Raw genomic sequence first — 19,933 nt, 5'->3', positions numbered from 1 at the left:
AATTGATAACGCCGATATTGGCATTAAACTCCCATTGCAGCAGTAATTGTGAGCAAGTTAGCAATTTTTAATAACTAATATTCTTGGCACCAATTAAGAAATTGATAAAAAGTTATTAGCAATGAGAACGGTTTTCATTTAGAATTGCATTATGGTCAACGAGCGATCATCTCTTAGCCTTATGAATTGTCTAAGTTAAGATATGAATCAGATTAATTGAAGAGGCTTTATGTACGTTTGTCTTTGTCACGGAATTACTGATACCCAAATTAAAGAAGCGGTAAGCAAACATGGCGATAGCTCTTTAGCTGACGTTAAAAAACGCTTAGGTGTTGCTGATCAATGTGGTAAATGTGCACGTATGGCGAGCAACATTATTCAGGCTCAAGTTGACGTAGAACCTAAATTTTACGAAGTGGCGTAAGCTGTTGCTAAAAAGCAAGGCTAACTCAAGCCTTAAGTTCATCCTCAGGTTAAAATCAAATTCTCATAAAAAATGCTGCCCATTGGCAGCATTTTTTATGTCTTTCTTTTATGGCTATTCTGCTGCGCGATTAATAGCTTGATGGCTCAATGTCAGCATCCGTTTGCGCACCGAGCTCGATATCAACACTATCGACCCGTTGTAAACCACGAGGTAGTTTCGCGCCTCTACGGCCTCTCTCACCACGATAATGCTCAAGATCAGATGGTTTTAAAGTTAGCTTACGTTTACCAGCCCACAGGGTAACTGACGCCTCTTGTGGAATAACATCAAGATGGATCAATAGCTCTTCTCTGCTCTTAGCGCGATCCGTTGGGATACCAATGATCTTGTTACCCTTACCTTTCGATAACTGCGGCAAGGCATCAACATCAAAGATAAGCATTCGGCCTTCATTGGTTATCGCCATAATTGACTGAGGCACGCCTTTTTTAACCAATTTAGGCACTAAGGACTGCGCATTCGCAGGCAGGCTTAATAATGCTTTACCAGCCTTATTACGACTCACCATATCTGCATAAGAGCCGATAAAACCGTAACCGGCATCACTGGCTAATAAATAGCATTGTGAATCAACGCCCATCAACACATGGCGCATTACCGCCCCTGGCGCTAAATTAAAGCGTGTCGTGATTGGCTCACCCTGACTTCTAGCAGAAGGTAGCGTATGTGTATCGGTTGCAAACGCCCGCCCTGTCGAGTCGATAAACACTGATGGCTGATTACTCTTACCGCTGGCACTACATAAGAAGCTATCACCGGCTTTATAATTTAACCCTTCGCCATCAATATCATGACCTTTCGCGCAGCGTACCCAACCTTTGTCAGATAACACTACGGTCACTGACTCTGCTGGGGTCAACTCTTGCTCAGTTAAGGCTTTTGATTCAATACGCTCAATGATAGGCGAGCGGCGATCATCGCCATAGGTTTCACCATCTTGTATGAGCTCTTTTTTAACTAAGGTTTTTAAGCGGCGCTCAGAACCCAAAATAAGTTGCAGCTTATCGCGCTCTGCAGCTAACTCTTCTTGCTCACCTTTAATTTTAAATTCTTCAAGCTTGGCCAAATGACGTAACTTAAGCTCTAAAATCGCTTCGGCTTGCTTATCTGATAAATCAAACCGTGACATTAACTCTTTTTTCGGCTCATCATTGAAGCGAATGATCTCGATGACTTCATCAATATTTAAGAAGGCAATCATCAAAGCATCAAGAATATGCAGCCTTGCAAGTACCTTATCAAGACGGTATTGCAAACGACGGGTCACGGTTGAGATGCGGTAACTGAGCCACTCAGTTAGCATCTCTTTCAGGCCTTTAACCCTTGGGCGACCATCAAGGCCGAGCACATTTAAGTTAACTCGAAAGCTCTTTTCTAAATCCGTAGTGGCAAACAAATGCGCCATTAACTGATCGCAATCAACACGATTTGAGCGAGGCACAATGATTAATCGTACTGGGTTTTCGTGATCAGATTCATCACGTAAATCTGCCACCATCGGCAACTTTTTAGCCTGCATTTGGTTAGCAATTTGCTCTAAAATCTTGCCGCTACCAGCTTGATGTGGCAAACAAGTAATGACAATTTCGCCGCTATCAATCTCGTAAACCGCGCGCATTTTAATCGAGCCACGACCTGTTTCATAAATCTTGGCAATGTCTTTACTTGGGGTAATAATTTCAGCTTGGGTCGGATAATCTGGCCCTGGTACCAGCTCCATTAGGCGCTCAAGTTCCGCTTTAGGATTATCCAATAACTCCACACACGCAGACACTAATTCACGCACATTGTGTGGTGGGATATCGGTTGCCATACCCACGGCAATACCGGTAATACCGTTTAATAAAATATGCGGTAAGCGTGCAGGCAATGATTTCGGCTCTTTTAAAGTTCCGTCAAAGTTAACGCCCCATTCAACCGTGCCTTGGCCTAATTCAGATAAAAGCACTTCTGAAAATTTTGATAAGGTCGCTTCGGTATAACGCATGGCTGCGAATGACTTAGGGTCGTCTGGCGCCCCCCAGTTACCTTGACCTTTGACTAAGGGGTAACGATAGGAAAATGGCTGCGCCATTAATACCATAGCTTCATAACACGCACTGTCACCATGGGGATGGTATTTACCTAATACGTCACCCACGGTTCTAGCAGACTTTTTAGGCTTAGATTGAGCTGATAATCCAAGCTCGCTCATAGCGTAAATAATACGACGTTGAACAGGCTTTAAACCATCGCCAATATGTGGCAAAGCACGATCCATGATTACGTACATTGAATAGTTTAAATAAGCCTCTTCTGTAAAACGGCGTAGGGGCATTTGCTCTACACCATCAAGGCTTAATTCAATCGCATCACTCATTAGTTAATATTCCTGTGATTATTCTGGCGCTTTATAAAACAAGCGATATACATTGCCTTTTAGGTCATCAGAGATGAACACTGCACCATCGGGTGCATTTATCAGGTCATAAGGTCTAGCAACGGGAAACTCACCGTCTAAAAAGCTGACGACTCTTTCGCGCTTGATAATTTGGTCATCTTCAAGGGCTAACATCACCACCTGATAACCAATTTTACTTGAGCGATTCCACGAGCCATTTTCAGCAACAAATAATTGATGATGGTAACGCTCAGGAAAATTATCACCTTGATAAAAAAGTAGGCTGGTTGGTTTCACATGCGCTGGTAATTCAAATTCTGGTGTTGAAACATTGAGGTTGTCTGGTTTCTTAAAAGAAGGCTCAACAACATTGGTTCCATGAATATAGGGAAAACCAAAATGGCTACCCTTTACGTCTATGCGGTTTATTTCATCGGCTGGCATGGTATCACCCATCCAATTTCGGCCTTGATCAGCAAACCATAATTTAGCGCTGCTCGGCGACCAGTCAAAACCAATAACCCGCCTTAATCCTGATGCCACTTGTTCGGTGTCACCCGTCTTAATATCAATGGCTAACATGCTGCTAAATGGCGCTTCTGCTTCACACACATTACACGGAGAACCAATAGAGATATACAGTCGGCCATCGGGCCCAAACTTCATCCCACGAGCATGTTTGCGCTCAACACTTGGCAGCCCTGAGTACACCTCTTTGGGTCTACCAGGACGCCTAAGGCGGTCTTCAATATCTTGATAACGTAAAATACGGTCTTGATCAGCGACATACAAATCACCGTCATGAAACGCGATAGCTTCTGGGTACTCTAAGCCTTTACCAATTAGGTAGCGTTTGTTTACCTGACCATCGTTATCAGAGTCGACTAAAGCATAAATGGTGCCGCTCTTTTTTGAGCCGACAAACAAGGTGCCGTTAGTGCCCATTGCCATTTGTTTGGCATCACCTAAATCTGAGGCATACAGTGTCAGCCCAAATCCTTTAGTCACAGTAATCATCATGGTGTCGGCTGCAAAAGCTTTAACCACAGTCATTTGTGTTAAAGCAAGCACGGACAACGCCTTTAACGCTGTCTTCGCTTGCTTAAAGTCCATTTTAAATTTTATGTTCGACATCTTAGTAATTTTTGCCTTCATTGTTGTTATAAGCAATTGCTATCAGCAATCGTTATGGGCAATTGTTATGGGCATAAAACTGAGTAAATTACAGCTGAGCTAGATCACCTTTAGACTCTAACCAGATTTTACGATCTGGCGAGCGCTTTTTCGCAAGTAACATATCCATGAGTGCGACTGTGTCTTCATTATCATCAATGGTTAATTGCACCAAACGGCGGGTATTAGGATCCATTGTGGTTTCTCGCAGTTGCAATGGGTTCATCTCACCTAGACCTTTGAAACGAGTGACTTGCACTTTGCCTTTTTTCTTTTCTGCCACAATTCGGTCTAATATACCGTTTTTTTCATCTTCATCTAAAGCATAAAAAACTTCTTTGCCTAAATCGATACGAAACAGCGGTGGCATTGCAATATACACATGGCCTTTCTCGACCAACACACGATAATGCTTCATAAATAAAGCACATAATAGGGTCGCAATATGCAGACCGTCGGAGTCGGCATCAGCAAGAATACAAATTTTGCCGTAGCGTAACTCTGAAATATCAGCACTGTCTGGATCGCAGCCTATAGCGACTGAGATATCATGTACTTCTTGCGAGGCTAATACCTGTGACGCGTCCACTTCCCAGGTATTTAAAATCTTACCTCTAAGGGGCATAATCGCTTGAAACTCACGATCGCGCGCCTGTTTAGCACTACCACCCGCAGAGTCACCCTCCACTAGAAATAGCTCACCGCGCATTGGGTCTTGGCCACTACAATCAGTTAATTTACCCGGTAAAGCCGGCCCTGAAGTAACTTTTTTACGGGCTACTTTTTTAGCCGCTTTTAAGCGTTTTTGAGCATTGTTAATACAAAGTTCAGCTAATTGTTCAGCTTGCTCGGTATTAGAGTTAAGCCATAGCGAGAAAGCATCACGAACAATACCAGAAACAAAGGCAGAGCTTTGACGGCTTGAAAGCTTCTCTTTAGTTTGACCGGAAAATTGTGGGTCCTGCATTTTGATAGATAAAATAAATGAGGCTTTATCCCAAATATCTTCAGGTGAGAGCTTAATGCCTCGAGGCACCAGATTACGAAACTCGCAGAACTCGCGCATCGACTCCAATAAGCCTTGTCTGAAACCATTAACGTGAGTCCCGCCAAGTGGCGTAGGGATCAAGTTAACGTAACTTTCATACAAACTATCTCCACCTTCAGGTAGCCAAGTAATGGCCCACTCTGCCGCGTCCATTTTACCGGTAAAACTACCAATGAATGGCTCTTCAGGTAACAAGACCGAATCTTTTACCGCTTCTTTTAAGTAATCAGTTAAGCCACTTTCGTAAAACCACTCATGTACTTCACCGTTTTGCTTATTGCTAAACTTAATCCGTAAACCAGGGCAAAGCACAGCTTTAGCCCGCAATAAATAAAGTAGCTTAGTAAGCGAGAAGTTACCTGAGTCAAAATAACTGGCATCTGGCCAAAAATGAACTCGGGTACCGGTATTACGACGACCACAGGTGCCGGTAACACGTAAGTCTTCGACCTTGTCACCATTTTCAAATGCCATATCATACACTTGAGCATCACGACGAACGGTAATTTCAACCCGAGTCGATAAGGCATTCACCACCGAAATACCTACCCCGTGCAAACCACCAGAGAATTGATAATTTTTATTCGAGAACTTACCACCGGCGTGCAATTTAGTGAGGATCAATTCAACCCCAGGAATACCTTCTTCAGGGTGAATATCCACAGGCATACCACGGCCATCATCAGTCACTTCCAATGAATTATCGGCGTGCAATACTACTTCAATTTTTGAGGCGTGACCGGCGAGCGCTTCATCGACACTGTTGTCGATAACTTCTTGACCTAAATGATTCGGCCTGGTGGTGTCGGTGTACATACCAGGACGGCGTTTAACAGGGTCGAGTCCATTAAGAACCTCGATAGCGTCAGAAGTATATTGATTGCTCATAGTCCACACATTTGGTCAATTATTGGCCCAATATTACAGGCCGAAAAGAATACTTGTTATTTAATTTGTAAAAAATCACATATCTTATCTAGCTGATTTTTGTAGCCAATAAAACTGTGGTCACCGTTGGCCTCTAAATGAAGCTGACAACAATGATATTTCGATAATGCTTGACGATAATCTAACACTTCATCGCCAGTTTGCAAAAAAACTAAAAATCTATCTGGGCGACGAATGACTTCAGTATTATATTCAGCAACATCAAGTTTATGTTGCGGTAATACTTGGTAATGTTCATCGGTATAGGGGTTATATTGCGGCCCTAAAAACCCATCAAACAATTCAAAGGGTTTTACTGCAGGGTTTATCAACACTGCTTTACCGCCATATTGTTCAGCTAAATAGCTAGCAAAGTACCCACCTAAAGACGATCCAATGTAGGTTAACGGTTCACCTTCGGCTTTCGCTTGTTCCACAATACCACATAACAAGGTCATCGCCGCTTTAGGTGATGAAGGAAGTTGAGGTTGGTGAAAAGGGTAATCCGGAAAACGTTGTTTTATATAGTCAGCCGTTTCCTTGGCTTTATCTGAAAGAGGTGAACTATTAAATCCATGTATATAGAGCAGCATATTTCCTCTCGCTAAGGTGATATTGAAATTCCAACAGCAGAATGAATATCAAGTTAACCAATAACGAAAAAACGTCTAATAACCGCTCGCATCATTATCTGGAGAGAAGTTTTCGCCAGGCACCCGATAAACATTAGTATGAATGCTACCATTGCTAGCTAGCTCCAGCAAACGATAGCCGGGTTGAAGTCCATCTAGGGCAAAATAAGAAGATTTTGGCTTAAATTGTATACAAGTTGACGGGGTCGCCATTAAGTGAATAGCACCATTGGCGCCTTGATGTTCACTATCAATAGCTTGATGCACATGGCCCCATAGCGCGGCTTTCACTTGAGGGTATTCCCCCATGCGCTGTAAAAAGTTATCGCCATTAATCATGCAATGCTGATCAAGCCAGCTGCACTGCACTAAAATCGGATTATGGTGCATAACCAGTAACACGTGTTTCTCAGGATCAGCTTTGATAGCAGCATCAATCAATTTAAATTGATCTTCAGCCATAAAGCCACCCGGTTTACCACGCACTGTTGAGTCCAACATCAATATTTGCCAGTTACCAATGATAATGCGCTGCTGACCAAACAATTGTTTGCCCTGCATATGCAAGCTCATCAAGCGTGGGTCATCATGATTACCCGGTAAATAATGACAAGGCATATCGAGTTTTGTAACTGCATTTGAAAAATGCTGGTATGACTGAGGAGAGTAGTCTTGGCTGATATCGCCAGAGGCCAACATGATGTCAGCTTGCTGATCTGATGCTAAAAAAGTGTCTAGTACCGCCTGAAAACTGGCAGCCGTATTCACCCCTAAAAGCTGCGCTTCTGGATCGGCAAATAGATGAGGATCAGTGACTTGAATCAGCCTGACGACATCCGTTTCAGCGATGGGGTAACTCACTGGCTCTTTTAGCACTAATTAATCCTAGACATAAATTAATTCAATGTAGCAGAACTATGTCGAACATAGATGCTGGGGACGGCATCCAATCTTAAGTAGCTCTTCCAAAAATGCATTAACTTGATATTTCTCATCCGTTTGATGCATATGTACATTTGGATAATCATACACTGCTTTTAATCGATAAATCTGTTGACTAGTTAACACTTCTGCTAATTGAGCATCATGATAGACTCGCACACATGCTTTAGGTGTGGTAAGGAAATCTCCCAAAGGAAAATGCCGCTTTATTTCAATTAGTTGTGTATATTTAGTATTTTCAATAATCGTGATATCTAATAGCCCAAATTGGCCTTTAACAGTCCAAGGCTCATTAATTTCACCATCTTCAGGTAACCATTTCAAAATCAGCGCATAATTACGGCCGCACAATGCTAAAAAAGCACTCACGTTTGGCTGGTACTTATTTTTGGTTACTTGCTGACTCAATTCAAACCTCTTTAATTAGCTTTACATTACGCTTAAATATTGATGATAAGCCGCTTAGCCAGTGTGCTGATTGAACGGCTATGAGGTCACTTTATCTAAGTTTAATGCCAACCATTGTAGACCAATCACGGTAGAGGCATTATCAATACGGCCATTGTTGACCATATCCATGGCGACATCAAAATCGACCACATGCACTTTTATATCTTCATGCTCATATTCAAGGCCGTGTATGCCTTGGGCTTTACTGGCATCAACTTTAGCCCAGTAAAAATAAAATCGTTCAGATGAACCACCTGGTGTCGCCAGAAAGCTATTAACGAAATGCATTTCAGTGGCACTAAGCCCTGTCTCTTCCATTAACTCTCGATGGGCAACCTCTTCGGCCACCTCGTCAGCGGCGATCATACCTGCAACCAATTCAAGTAGCCAAACAGAATTGGTGGTCCCTATTGCAGGTAAGCGTATTTGCTCGATAAGGACGACTTGATGAGTGACTGGATCATAGGGCAGTACCACAACCGCATTACCCCTTTCAAATACTTCACGAGAGACAACCTCACTCCAACCACCGTCAAAAAGTTTATGCTTAAATTGATATTCATCCACTTGAAAAAAGCCTTTAAAAACGGTTTTAGTGTCAATGATTTCAACATCTGTTTCAGCGTTAAACTGTGCAAGTATTTCATTATTTTTCATATTTTTTTCTTACAATTTGTAAGCCCTTTAAAATATTTCATACACTATTATACGGTGGTTATATTTAAGCAGGGGATTTTAATAAAGTCTGTTACAACTTGAAAGTTGATATTTGCCTTAGAAATGATAACCTTTTTCACGATATACAGCAGAGTCTGTTGATCTTTCATGGTTATTTTTGCAACAACAGCTAAAATCTATCTAGGTAATTGAGCAATAAATGTAACATTGGCATTTTTCATACCAATTAATGCATTATCCGTAGCAATAAATGTTACTGAAACACTGTAAAATTTAAGCTAGAAAGATGAACAGATCCTCGCTGCATAGCGACAACTCAGGATTTTAAGCAAGTGCGATAGTACTAAATGATGCTTACTTAATAATGAGTACCGTAAACACCAAAATTATTTTTCCTCCATTGATGGAGATATTGTCTAAAAGGGCAGCAAATGAAATTTAAAATTAGTTCAATATACGCAGCGCTAACATTAGCAGTTGCTGCACCTGCGGCAAATGCTGACGATTTACTGCAAATTTATCAACAAGCACTTACCAGTGACACCGTAGTACTGCAAGCACAAGCTCAGCGCGATGCATTATACGAAAGCATTGAAGAAAACCGTGCGCCTTTACTGCCGACTATTAGTGCCAACGTGGGTTACTCAAAGGCATGGAATAAAGAAGATGGTCAGGACACCAACAAGCCAGATGGCTTTACTGGTGGTATCAGCTTAAACCAAGTTATTTATGATCACAGCGCTTGGGTCGGTTTAGATTTAGCTGAAATGGCAGCATCACAAGCTGACTCAGCTTATGCATCAACGTTACAATCATTAATTATCCGTGTAACTGATGCATACTTTGCTGTATTAACCGCAAAAGATAACTTTGAGTTCCAAGGTGCTGAAAAACGTGCGATTGAGCGTCAATTGGAGCAAACTAAGCAACGTTTTGCAGTAGGTCTTACCGCGATTACCGACGTTCATGAAGCTCAAGCGCAATATGATTTAGCCTCAGCCACTGAGATTTTGGCCGAAAATACCTTAGCAAACAGTTACGAAGCATTACGTGAAATCACAGGTATAGATCACAAGTCAATTAACATTCTAGATACGACCCGCTTTTCTGCTGGCGCAACCTCGCCAACAACCTCAGCTGAATGGTTAAAAATTGCAGAAACCAACAGTATTGATTTAATGACCCAACGTATTGGCCGTGATATTGCCAGTGAAACCATTAGCCTTTTTAAAGCTGGCCATATGCCATCATTAAACTTGGGCGCTGGTTACACTAAAGGCTTTGATCAAAACCCAGGTCTTGATTACGACAATGCCAACATTGGCATTACCTTAAGCGTACCGATTTTTGAAGGCTTTAAAGTTTCGTCACAAGTAAAGCAAGCTCAATATCAATATGTTGAAGCCAGTGAACTGCTTGAGCAAACTCACCGTAGTGTGGTTAAAAATGTACGCAATAACTTTAACAATGTCGGCGCGTCAATCAGCTCTATCCGCGCTTACGAGCAATCTGTTATATCTTCTGAAAGTGCTTTAAAAGCCACTCAAGCAGGTTTTGAAGTGGGCACGCGTACCATTGTTGATGTATTAAACCGTACTCGTGATTTATACGATTCAAAGCGTCAACTGTCTGATGCTCGTTACGGCTATATCACTTCGATCCTTGCTCTTAAACAAGCAGCCGGTACTTTAAACGAAGACGATATCATCTCAATTAACAATGGCCTTATTTCAGAATAACCTTTGTTACTGAGTAAGCCCTATTGCTGATGCCTTATTCAGGCAACAAAAAACCGCCAAATGGCGGTTTTTTATTGGGCATTTATAACGCTTATTCAGTCTTTAGAATGTCAGTTCAACACCGGCAAAGGCACCTTTAAACGACATATTCTGAGTTGTGCGAGAAAAATCATCAACATCAAATTTGAACTCGCGGTAACCCACTCGGATTGCCGTGTCTAAAGCAACACCATCAAATTTCCAACCTAAACCAGCGTTGTAGTCATAAACATTTGACTCATCAATGCCTAGCATGACATCAGCAAATGCATATAAACCCAGCCCTGGCACGCCCACTTCAGCACTACCGTAAAGCATAACAATACCGCTATCCACATCGACTTCTGAAGAAATTGCAGAACCAGCATCGGTAGTGCCATTAATTCTTATTGAACCATGCATTTGCTTGTAGGCAGCACCTAAATCTAAAGCTACTAAATCATTGTCTAGAATTTCGTAATAAAGTACGAAATCCGTATTACTTAGATCATTATAAGCAGTAGAAGCGCCATCGATAGAAATATCGTTAAAGAAAAAGTTTGAATCAGTTTGCTTGCCTTTACCTTCTAAACGGTTTTCACGAATTTTAACGTTAGGCACTAACGGAATTGGGTGCTCAAAAGCAATCCATACACTGCCCTGTGCATCAGAGTCATAGTTATAAGTTTGCCCTACACCATCGTCACTATTGAATGAGCCGCTGGTGTCAGCTTGCCAATAATCACCACCGACTTTAAAACCAAGCACAGTTGCAGCTTGCGCTGAAGAGATGCTTAATAAACCCAATAAACTGGTGGCAAGAAGTGTCTTTTTCATCATTATCCCTGAGAGAGTAAGTTAGTTAAATCGATTACCGCAGCATTCGCGCGGGAAATATAGTTAGCCATGACTAATGAATGGTTGGCGACTAAACCAAAACCATCTCCGTTCAGCACCATTGGGCTCCAAACAGTTTGCTGAGTGGCTTCAAGTTCACGAATAATTTGTCGTAAACTCACCTCAGCATTTTTCTTTTCCAGTACATCTGCAAAATCAACTTCAATTGCCTTCATGAAATTAAGCAAAGCCCAAGCACTGCCTCGGCTTTCATAAAGCACATCATCAATTTTCCACCAGCTGGTTTTAATTTCTGAACTGGCGAGCGATGGCGTTGATTGCCTTGCAGTAGAATCACCGGCTAAATCAGTATTTAAACGCTCTTGACCAACACTGGCAGACAGCCGTTGTGAGATACTGCCTAAACGTTTTTGCACTTCTTTAAGCCATTCATTGAGGTTATCTGCGCGAGCGTAAAACTGGGCATTACTGTTTTCGGTATCACTGATTTTAGCGCGGTAAAGTTTCAGTAATTTTATCGCTTCACGGTACTCGCCTTCAGCGCTAGGCACCAACCAACTGGTATGCTCAATATTAAGTTTTGAATGCGCAGCCAGTAAATCGCTATCTGCTGTCGATTGAGATTGTGAGCGACTAAACTCTTTACGCATAATCAGCGCTAAATCGCGAGACTGCTCTAATGCACCAAACTCAAATGCTGGCATATTATCCATCATCACTGATGGCGGCATAATATCGTTGGAAAGCCAGCCACCTGGTTTGTCCAATAAGCTTTCGAGAGTGTCTATCAGTGAAGAAGTTGTCGCGTAGCCAATAACGTGCTCGCCACGTTCATTTTGTAGCGTTTCGGGCTCTAGGATGTCTGGCTCAATGCTCCACCAAACCGCAATGACATAGCCGATTAATAGAATAATCCCTATGACACTAAAAATTTTTTTCCTTGTGATTTGCATCAATACAACTCCTTAATGATGATGGTGATGATGGCTTTCTTGCTGATCAGTACTCGCCTTTTTATCAACCATTAATTCAATATTTAACTGCTGACCATCAGCAAAAGTTAATGTTAATGGTACTTTATCACCGACGGTTAACGGCTTAACCAGTGACAACAGCATGATGTGATCACCCGATGGTTGCAATGTTAAGCTGCCATGTGATTCTATATCAAACCCTTCAACTTGGCGCATTTTCACAATGCCATTTTCTTCAATTAGGGTATGTAATTGGGCTTCTTTTGCCACTGGTGTAGTCACAGAGACTAATGTAGCAGTGTTATCTGAATGGTTCATTAAAGTAAGATAAGCTGCGGTGTTGGGCACACTGGCAGGCATGGCTCTAACATGGCCTTCTGAAAGCATAATGCCCGCAGTGGCCGAAATAGAAAATGTGGTTAAAACTAAAAAACTAAACAGCTGTTTGAATATCGCTTTCAATGTCTTAAACTCCATGTACACCCTAGTCGCTTCCCGAAGGAAAACAGCCTATGAGTCAGATTCAGATAAAGGATGATCAAGGCGTACGTATTATCAGTTTCAATCGTCCTGAAAAACGAAATGCCTTTAATCTTAAAATGTACCAACAGCTTACAGAATACCTGATCCAAGGTGAGCACGACAATGCAATTCGCGCCTTTATGTTACGAGGCGAAGGCAATTGTTTCACATCGGGTAATGATATTAGCGATTTCCTCAACAGCGGCGAGTTAAATGAAACCCATCCCACAGTGCAATTTTTGCATTGTATCCTTGAGATAAAAAAGCCATTGATAGCCGCAGTATCTGGCGCAGCTGTGGGCATTGGTACCACTTTATTACTGCATTGCGATTTGGTTTATGCCGATAACAGCGCTACATTTCAGCTACCTTTTGTCAATCTCGCCTTGGTACCAGAAGCAGCATCAAGCTTGTTACTTCCGCTCATTGTCGGGCAGCAAAAAGCGGCTGAACTTATCTTATTAGGTGAAAGCTTTACTGCCAGCACCGCAAAAGAATTAAATATTATCAACCAAGTGGTTGAGCAATCACAATTAGATGATTTTGTATTATCACAAGCAAAGAAATTAGCAGCTCAGCCACCGTTGGCGCTGCAGGCATCTAAACAGTTATTAAGGCATAACCAAGCTGAAGTGAAACAACAAATGCTTAAAGAGTTAGTGTTGTTTAGTGAAAGACTAAAAAGTGATGAGGCCAAAGCTCGGTTCCAAGCTTTTTTAACGAAGTAGTCTCTGGTTTAAGCATTGATATCATTTACGCTGGGATAAACCAGTAAAATAGTCATTTAACACTGAAGTATGAATGATAATGCTGAACTAATCTTGAACGACAGCAGCGTTCATACTTCAGTTTAATATCTGGATTTTTTCTGGGTCATGATAATGGCAGTCACAAAGTAACCAATGAGTCCGATGCTAGGGCTCATTAAAATTGCCACTAGGGTTAACACTCGGGTCCACAATACTGACCAGCCAAATTGTTTTGCTAATCCGTGTGATGCGCCACATATCAAACTGTCATCGGTTGTTAACCATTTTTCTAAGTCTGTTAAGTTCATTTTTGTTCTCCTGCGATCTCCATTGAAGCCAGTTCAGCAGACATTGCCTTGACGCTATTAAATTGGTACCACTGCAACCCACATATCATTATCGAGCATGCGATAAAGCTAAAAACAGGAAGCAGTAGTAAAGAAGTTAATGGATCAGCTAAATGAAATATCATCATTAAATCCATAAATCAGTCCTCATTGCTTGCTAAAGCAGTGTCTGATTGTGTTGCTATTACATCGTCAGTCATTTCAAGCGAGCTGTTTAACTCAAAAACTTGTTCAGCAATTTGGCTATGTAAGCTCAAGCTAATTTCTTGTCTCGCAGTTTGTAGCATTTCAGTGGTTGCATCAGTCAAACGAGCTTCTAATACCTCTACCATCTCAGCACTATTAAGTTCATTTGCTTGAGCACCAATACTTGCGGTGGCGATAACAGCAATTAATGCCAGTTTCTTAAACATGCGATTGCTTGTTGTAGATGATGAACTAACCACTGAATTTTCATTTGATATTGAGTTAAACATGATGTTTTCCTTTCCTAATGTTGGGTACACCATGGTTATTACAAGCTACGTGCCAAGTTTTAAAAAACAATATAAACGACTGATTAATAGTAGTTATATTAACTTTAAACAAAAACAGGCTCACAACAGCCACTGAACAATAATCAAACAATTAGTCATTTTCACCATCCTGATAGTGAATTTAGCTAATACTTAATTAGCTAAGCTACAGGCATAAAAAAAGCGCCTCAATGAGACGCTATTTTTAACGAATAAAGACTTAATCATTACTAATATTATTAGGGTAGAAAGTCACATCAGCAGGCGGCCTACTTTGATGCATTTTCTCAACCGCATCCCAAATAACCTCAACACCCGCACCCGGCTTATGAGCGTTTTCACTAAGATATCTACGCCAGCCCCTTGAGCCAGGTAGGCCTTGAAATAAGCCAATCATGTGACGAGTGATGTGGTTTAAACGCCCGCCTGACTGTATATGCTGCTCAATGTAGGGCACCATTTGTTCAATCACTTGCTCATGAGTTAACACAGCTTTGTCGTCACCGTAAATACGTTGATCCACTTCAGCTAATATATAAGGGTTTTGGTACGCTTCACGGCCGATCATCACCCCATCTAATTGCTGTAAATGCACCAATGAATCTTCAATGGTTTTAACGCCGCCATTAATACTGATATTTAAATCAGCATAATCCCGCTTTAATTGATACACCCGCTCATAGTTAAGCTCTGGAATTTCACGATTTTCTTTTGGGCTTAACCCTTGTAACCACGCTTTTCTGGCATGGACAATAAAAGTATCGCAACCAATAGCTTTAACCGTATCAACAAATTCGGTGAGAAATTCATAACTGTCTTGCTCATCGATACCAATACGGGTTTTAACCGTCACAGGGATATCAGCAACTTGCTTCATGGCATCAACACATTCTGCAACTAACTTAGGCTCAGCCATCAAACAAGCGCCAAACCGTCCGCTTTGGACTCTATCTGATGGACAACCCACATTTAAATTGATTTCATCATAACCGCGCTCAAAAGCCAGTTTGGCACAGGTGGCTAAATCTTTAGGGTTAGACCCACCAAGCTGCAAAGCAAGCGGATGCTCTTCTTGGTTATAAGCTAAGTAATCAGCCTGACCATGAATGATCGCCCCTGTCGTCACCATTTCGGTATAAAGCACAGTATGTGCAGACATCAGGCGCGCAAAGTAACGGTAATGCCTATCGGTCCAATCGAGCATGGGAGCGATAGAAAGCGAGCGGTTGAGTGTTGTTAGAGCCAAAATGGTACCTTATCGAAGAAAATCAACGATTAATAAAATATGATGCTTACTAAAAAACGAACTAGTGATTATATCATTAACAAACGGCTAATTAATATCAGCAGCCACTAATTTCATCACCAAGAAACTAAAATGCTTGATTAACCATAACCCAAAACTGACTTTCATCACCGCCAGTAACAAAGTCGGTTCTTATCACTATACCTTCAACTTCAAAACGTATGCCTGCGCCGTAGTTAGTTTTCATATCATCATGCAGTTCAGTTAAAGTAAATTCATCAGCCACATTGCCAGCTTCGGCAAATAATACCCACTGCCACCAAGGAATGTTATATAGATTAAACACCGGCAGTGATTGTAGTGGCTGCCATTGAGGTGTGACTCGATACTCTAGGGCATAATTGACTGCGCTGCGGCCAGTAAACTGCTTTGAAGAGTAACCGCGCAAACGATCAAAGCCACCTAATGACACCCCAGCAAAACTAGGAGGCTGCTGAAATTGCTGTTGTTTATAATCTTGCTCCCAACTTGGGGTATCCGCTAAGTAGAAATTAATCCCGAGCACTTGTTGCTCAAACCAACTGTTACTCCCAAAAGACATAAATGCGCTTTGTTCAAATTCCCACATCAACCAGCTTGGATCATCATCGACACTAAAGCCTTTGGTGATGGTTAGATTTGTTTGACCACCCTCGGTGCTATTTAGTTTGGCATCGCGGTTATCCCAATTAAAAGCAAGCTCAACACCACGGGCTTCGTCGGCTAAATAGGCTAATGCTTCAAGCTCTCGATACTTGCTAAACGGGGTTAAGCTGATAGAGCTAACACCTGACTCTAATGGGTTCCAGCTAATTGGTGTGGTGTTTTTCCCAAGCGCGTTTGCAGCGCCATGCTTACCTCTGGCGATGGGTAATACATATTCCATGGTCAGTTTGTTAAAGCCTTCATCCCCGACACTAATGACTCGACTGATGTCATTGGCTTTTGGCTCGTATAGGTCACTATTGGGCAAGTAATATATCCCTTGCTCGTAATGACCACGAAACAATTCGGCACTAAATAACCATTGATCAAGCTCTGGCAATTGATAATGATAAAAACCTGCATAACTTAGCCAACTGTCATTGGCAGAGTATAAGCCAATGCCTAATGCTACGGCTTGCGGTTGACCGGCATGCTTTAGGACACCTGCTGCGCCGAATGTGGTGCTCAAGGTCTCAGTTGAAAAGACAATTGGCACAGCGACAAATTCTGGAGACAGTGCTTTTTCAGAGGGCGTTACCGCAGACGGCTTTTCAGCAGTATTTTGTTGCTGTGACTGTGGGTTTATCTCAGAAATAAGCTCAGTCTCTACAACCACTTCTGTATCAGGGCGATGACTCGTTGTGGTTTTACTGGCAGTCACATACTCTGGATCATTTGAAATTACGGAGTGAATAGCTTCAGACTGGGCGACACTGTCGATACTAAAAAACACGCAATAAATCATAACGACTGATTTATACAACTGCACTTAACACTTCCTATCTATGACTAATTTAAGATTCAAGCTCTAGGCTATAAACCATTAATTAAATTGAGATTAATCTTGTAAATCAACCACGACTCTTGGGGTGAGTTTAGTTACTAACTCATAAGCAATGGTGCCAATGTGCTCTGCCACTTCTTCTACAGCGAGCCCTTTACCCCACAGCTGCACTGAATCCCCGACCTTATCAGTTGCATCAAGCCCCAAATCAACGGTCAGCATGTCCATAGAGACTCGACCAACAATGGGCACTCTGCGGCCATTAAGCAACACGGGGGTACCTTCAGGGGCATTGCGCGGATAACCATCGCCATAACCTATGGCAACCACGCCTAGACGAGTATCTTGTTTTGCAGTCCAATAAGCGCCATAGCCAACACTTTGTCCGGCTTTATGCTCACGTACCGCAATAAGGTTTGACACTAACTCCATTGCGGGAACTAGCCCATGATGAACACCTTTATCACCCAGTACAGGCGATACCCCATAGAGTGCGATACCTGGTCTTATCCAGTCACACTGGCTTTGAGGCCAAAATAACGTAGCGGCAGAATTAGCTAACGTTCGATCGCCAGGTAAATCGTTAATCAACTGCTGAAAAGCATCAATTTGCACTTGGGTTAAGGGATTGTCAGGCTCATCGGCACAAGCAAAATGGGTCATTAAATGAATAGGTTTGGCAACTTGTGGGCAAGCCATTAAGCGTTGATAAACAGCCTTGAATTGTTCAATACCAAAGCCTAAACGATGCATGCCTGTATCAATTTTAAGCCAGACGGTAATGGGCGCAGTAAGTGTCGATTGCTCTAACATCACCAATTGCGACTCATGATGCACCACGGTATCAATTTTATGCTCAACTAATGTGGGTAAGTCAGATTGACGAAAACAACCTTCAAGCAACAGTAGCTTAGCGTTAACACCGCCTTGGCGTAATTCAAGCGCTTCTTCAAGTCGCGCCAGTCCAAATCCATCGGCGCAGTCAATACAGTCAGCGACAGACTCGGCCACGTTGAGCAAGCCATGCCCATAACCATTGGCTTTAACCACAGCCATGACTTTACTGTTGGGCGCAATTTCACGCAGCCTTGCAAGGTTAGCCTGCAAAGCTTTACGACTAATTTCAGCACGGGGAAATGGTTTCAAATAACTAACCTTACTGATTGCTTCATTCAAATAATTGGGCAACACAAGACTAAAAAATGAGCCTCTGCGTTAAAACAGAGGCTTTCGGTACGACTAACGCAAAGACTAAATACCTATCTGATGAGATTAATCTTCATCAAAGACTTGTGCGCCAGAATAATTATCAAAACGCGAGAACTGGCCTTGGAACGCCAGCGGCACGCGGCCAATCGGGCCGTTACGTTGTTTACCAATAATGATTTCAGCGACACCTTTTTGTTCTGAATCATCGTTATACACTTCATCACGATAAATAAACATGATCAAATCCGCATCTTGCTCAATTGAACCTGATTCACGTAAGTCAGAGTTAACTGGGCGCTTATCAGCACGTTGCTCCAACGAGCGGTTAAGCTGTGATAACGCAATGACCGGGATCTCTAGTTCTTTGGCTAAGGATTTAAGTGAGCGCGAGATTTCTGCAATTTCTAAGGTACGGTTATCTTTTAATGAAGGCACCTGCATTAACTGCAAGTAATCAATCATGATCATTGATAAACCGCCATACTCACGCGCAATACGACGGGCACGACTTCGCACTTCTGTCGGCGTTAAGCCTGAACCGTCATCAATATACATTTTGCCTTGCTCAAGCATAATCCCCATGGTTGAAGAAACACGCGCCCAATCTTCATCATCTAACTGACCGGTACGAATTTTAGTTTGATCAACCCGGCCAAGTGATGCCAGCATACGCATCATAATTTGTTCTGATGGCATCTCTAAACTGAAAATAAGCACAGGTTTATCTTCATTCATGGCTGCTTGTTCACACAAGTTCATCGCAAAGGTGGTTTTACCCATTGAAGGACGTGCCGCCACAATAACAAGGTCACCCGATTGGAAGCCGGCGGTCATTTTATCAAGATCGGTAAAACCACTTGATACACCGGTCACACCGTTATGGGGGTTATTGTATAACTGCTCAATTTTGTCGACGGTTTTTTCAAGGATCGATTTAATCCCTTCAGGGCCTTCGTTGGCATTAGCACGCGACTCAGCAATTTTAAAAACTTTAGTTTCCGCTAAATCCAGTAAATCACTGGAGTTACGACCCTCAGGGTTATAGCCTGCATCAGCAATTTCATGGGCAACACCAATCATGTCACGTACAACAGCTCGTTCACGTACAATATCGGCATAAGATAAAATATTACCCGCACTCGGGGTGTTTTTGGCAATTTCACCTAAGTAAGCAAAGCCGCCAGCGTCTTCAAGTTGATCTTCAACTTCCAGGCGCTCTGATACGGTGATCAAATCAATCGGGTGACTGCTTTCAACCAAACGGCTCATCGCAGCGTAAATCATCCGATGGGAGCGAGAATAAAAATCTTCGGGCACAAGCGCTTCAGCCACTCTATCCCAGGCCTCAGCATCAAGCATCAACCCACCAAGAACCGATTGCTCAGCTTCAATTGAATGCGGCGGTAATTTCAGCGCATCAACTTGAGCATCTTTGAACCTTTCTCTGGCTTTAAAAGGACCTTTCTGTGACATTAAAACTCCCAATTCCCAACCTGTTTGTAAATATGGTA

General features: G+C 42.3%; 19 protein-coding genes. 3 read left to right on the top strand and 16 right to left on the bottom strand.

Features of this window, described 5'->3' with window-relative positions; genetic code table 11:
• The first annotated feature begins 229 nt into the window (after window positions 1–229).
• Complete coding sequence (locus BCU94_RS06200; protein ID WP_076539068.1) at window positions 230–424, top strand: bacterioferritin-associated ferredoxin; 195 nt, start codon at window positions 230–232, stop codon at window positions 422–424.
• Window positions 425–554: 130 nt separating this feature from the next.
• On the opposite strand, the gene parC is transcribed toward BCU94_RS06200, so the two are convergent.
• The 7 genes from parC to nudF form a co-directional block, all read right to left on the bottom strand.
• The gene (gene parC, locus BCU94_RS06195) at window positions 555–2,846 is read right to left on the bottom strand and encodes a DNA topoisomerase IV subunit A (protein ID WP_102475903.1); all 2,292 of its coding nucleotides are present in this window, start codon (window positions 2,844–2,846) and stop codon (window positions 555–557) included.
• Window positions 2,847–2,864: 18 nt separating this feature from the next.
• A complete protein-coding gene (locus BCU94_RS06190; RefSeq protein ID WP_241901088.1) occupies window positions 2,865–3,920 on the bottom strand; it encodes a PQQ-dependent sugar dehydrogenase in 1,056 nt (351 codons plus the stop codon).
• Between the two features lie 169 nt (window positions 3,921–4,089).
• Entirely contained in the window at window positions 4,090–5,976 is a 1,887-nt protein-coding gene (gene parE / locus BCU94_RS06185) for a DNA topoisomerase IV subunit B (RefSeq protein ID WP_102439947.1), read from the bottom strand.
• A 56-nt stretch (window positions 5,977–6,032) separates the two neighbouring features.
• Window positions 6,033–6,608 carry a YqiA/YcfP family alpha/beta fold hydrolase gene (locus BCU94_RS06180; protein WP_102439948.1) on the bottom strand — a complete coding sequence of 192 codons (576 nt, stop codon included), beginning with the start codon at window positions 6,606–6,608 and terminating at the stop codon, window positions 6,033–6,035.
• A gap of 75 nt (window positions 6,609–6,683) precedes the next feature.
• Window positions 6,684–7,523 carry a 3',5'-cyclic-AMP phosphodiesterase gene (cpdA, locus tag BCU94_RS06175; RefSeq protein ID WP_102475902.1) on the bottom strand — a complete coding sequence of 280 codons (840 nt, stop codon included), beginning with the start codon at window positions 7,521–7,523 and terminating at the stop codon, window positions 6,684–6,686.
• A gap of 39 nt (window positions 7,524–7,562) precedes the next feature.
• The gene (locus BCU94_RS06170; RefSeq protein ID WP_102439950.1) at window positions 7,563–7,997 is read right to left on the bottom strand and encodes a DUF1249 domain-containing protein; all 435 of its coding nucleotides are present in this window, start codon (window positions 7,995–7,997) and stop codon (window positions 7,563–7,565) included.
• A 78-nt stretch (window positions 7,998–8,075) separates the two neighbouring features.
• Complete coding sequence (nudF, locus tag BCU94_RS06165; protein WP_102475901.1) at window positions 8,076–8,696, bottom strand: ADP-ribose diphosphatase; 621 nt, start codon at window positions 8,694–8,696, stop codon at window positions 8,076–8,078.
• A 452-nt stretch (window positions 8,697–9,148) separates the two neighbouring features.
• On the opposite strand from nudF, the gene tolC reads away from it, so the two are divergent.
• Window positions 9,149–10,456: an outer membrane channel protein TolC gene (gene tolC, locus BCU94_RS06160; RefSeq protein WP_102439952.1), complete on the top strand. Its 1,308-nt coding sequence runs from the start codon at window positions 9,149–9,151 to the stop codon at window positions 10,454–10,456.
• Window positions 10,457–10,558: 102 nt separating this feature from the next.
• Here the strand turns inward: tolC and BCU94_RS06155 are convergent, their stop codons facing one another.
• The 3 genes from BCU94_RS06155 to BCU94_RS06145 are packed head-to-tail and all read right to left on the bottom strand — an operon-like array spanning window position 10,559 to window position 12,783.
• Entirely contained in the window at window positions 10,559–11,311 is a 753-nt protein-coding gene (locus BCU94_RS06155; RefSeq protein WP_102475900.1) for a TIGR04219 family outer membrane beta-barrel protein, read from the bottom strand.
• A 2-nt stretch (window positions 11,312–11,313) separates the two neighbouring features.
• Window positions 11,314–12,285 (bottom strand): DUF2333 family protein, encoded by a 972-nt coding sequence (locus tag BCU94_RS06150; protein ID WP_102439954.1) that lies wholly within the window; start codon window positions 12,283–12,285, stop codon window positions 11,314–11,316.
• Window positions 12,286–12,297: 12 nt separating this feature from the next.
• Window positions 12,298–12,783 carry a copper chaperone PCu(A)C gene (locus BCU94_RS06145; RefSeq protein ID WP_102439955.1) on the bottom strand — a complete coding sequence of 162 codons (486 nt, stop codon included), beginning with the start codon at window positions 12,781–12,783 and terminating at the stop codon, window positions 12,298–12,300.
• 35 nt (window positions 12,784–12,818) lie between these two features.
• Between BCU94_RS06145 and BCU94_RS06140 the strand changes: the two genes are divergently transcribed.
• A complete protein-coding gene (locus BCU94_RS06140; RefSeq protein WP_102439956.1) occupies window positions 12,819–13,556 on the top strand; it encodes an enoyl-CoA hydratase in 738 nt (245 codons plus the stop codon).
• Window positions 13,557–13,678: 122 nt separating this feature from the next.
• Here BCU94_RS06140 and BCU94_RS06135 read toward each other — a convergent pair whose 3' ends face one another.
• The 6 genes from BCU94_RS06135 to dnaB all read right to left on the bottom strand — a co-directional run bounded on the left by BCU94_RS06135 (window position 13,679) and on the right by dnaB (window position 19,895).
• Window positions 13,679–13,885: a PspC domain-containing protein gene (locus BCU94_RS06135; protein WP_102439957.1), complete on the bottom strand. Its 207-nt coding sequence runs from the start codon at window positions 13,883–13,885 to the stop codon at window positions 13,679–13,681.
• Between the two features lie 179 nt (window positions 13,886–14,064).
• Window positions 14,065–14,400: a hypothetical protein gene (locus BCU94_RS06125; protein ID WP_133149386.1), complete on the bottom strand. Its 336-nt coding sequence runs from the start codon at window positions 14,398–14,400 to the stop codon at window positions 14,065–14,067.
• Between the two features lie 259 nt (window positions 14,401–14,659).
• Entirely contained in the window at window positions 14,660–15,685 is a 1,026-nt protein-coding gene (dusA, locus tag BCU94_RS06115; protein WP_102475899.1) for a tRNA dihydrouridine(20/20a) synthase DusA, read from the bottom strand.
• 127 nt (window positions 15,686–15,812) lie between these two features.
• Window positions 15,813–17,198 carry a hypothetical protein gene (locus BCU94_RS06110; RefSeq protein WP_102475898.1) on the bottom strand — a complete coding sequence of 462 codons (1,386 nt, stop codon included), beginning with the start codon at window positions 17,196–17,198 and terminating at the stop codon, window positions 15,813–15,815.
• A gap of 69 nt (window positions 17,199–17,267) precedes the next feature.
• On the bottom strand, window positions 17,268–18,359 hold the full coding sequence (gene alr / locus BCU94_RS06105; RefSeq protein ID WP_102440117.1) for an alanine racemase: 1,092 nt from the start codon (window positions 18,357–18,359) through the stop codon (window positions 17,268–17,270).
• Between the two features lie 126 nt (window positions 18,360–18,485).
• Window positions 18,486–19,895 carry a replicative DNA helicase gene (gene dnaB / locus BCU94_RS06100; protein ID WP_076539121.1) on the bottom strand — a complete coding sequence of 470 codons (1,410 nt, stop codon included), beginning with the start codon at window positions 19,893–19,895 and terminating at the stop codon, window positions 18,486–18,488.
• Between the last annotated feature and the right edge of the window lie 38 nt (window positions 19,896–19,933).

Source organism: Shewanella sp. 10N.286.52.C2 (assembly GCF_002874545.1).
Classification (GTDB): Bacteria; Pseudomonadota; Gammaproteobacteria; order Enterobacterales; family Shewanellaceae; genus Shewanella.
This window is presented reverse-complemented; position numbering and strand designations above follow the sequence as displayed.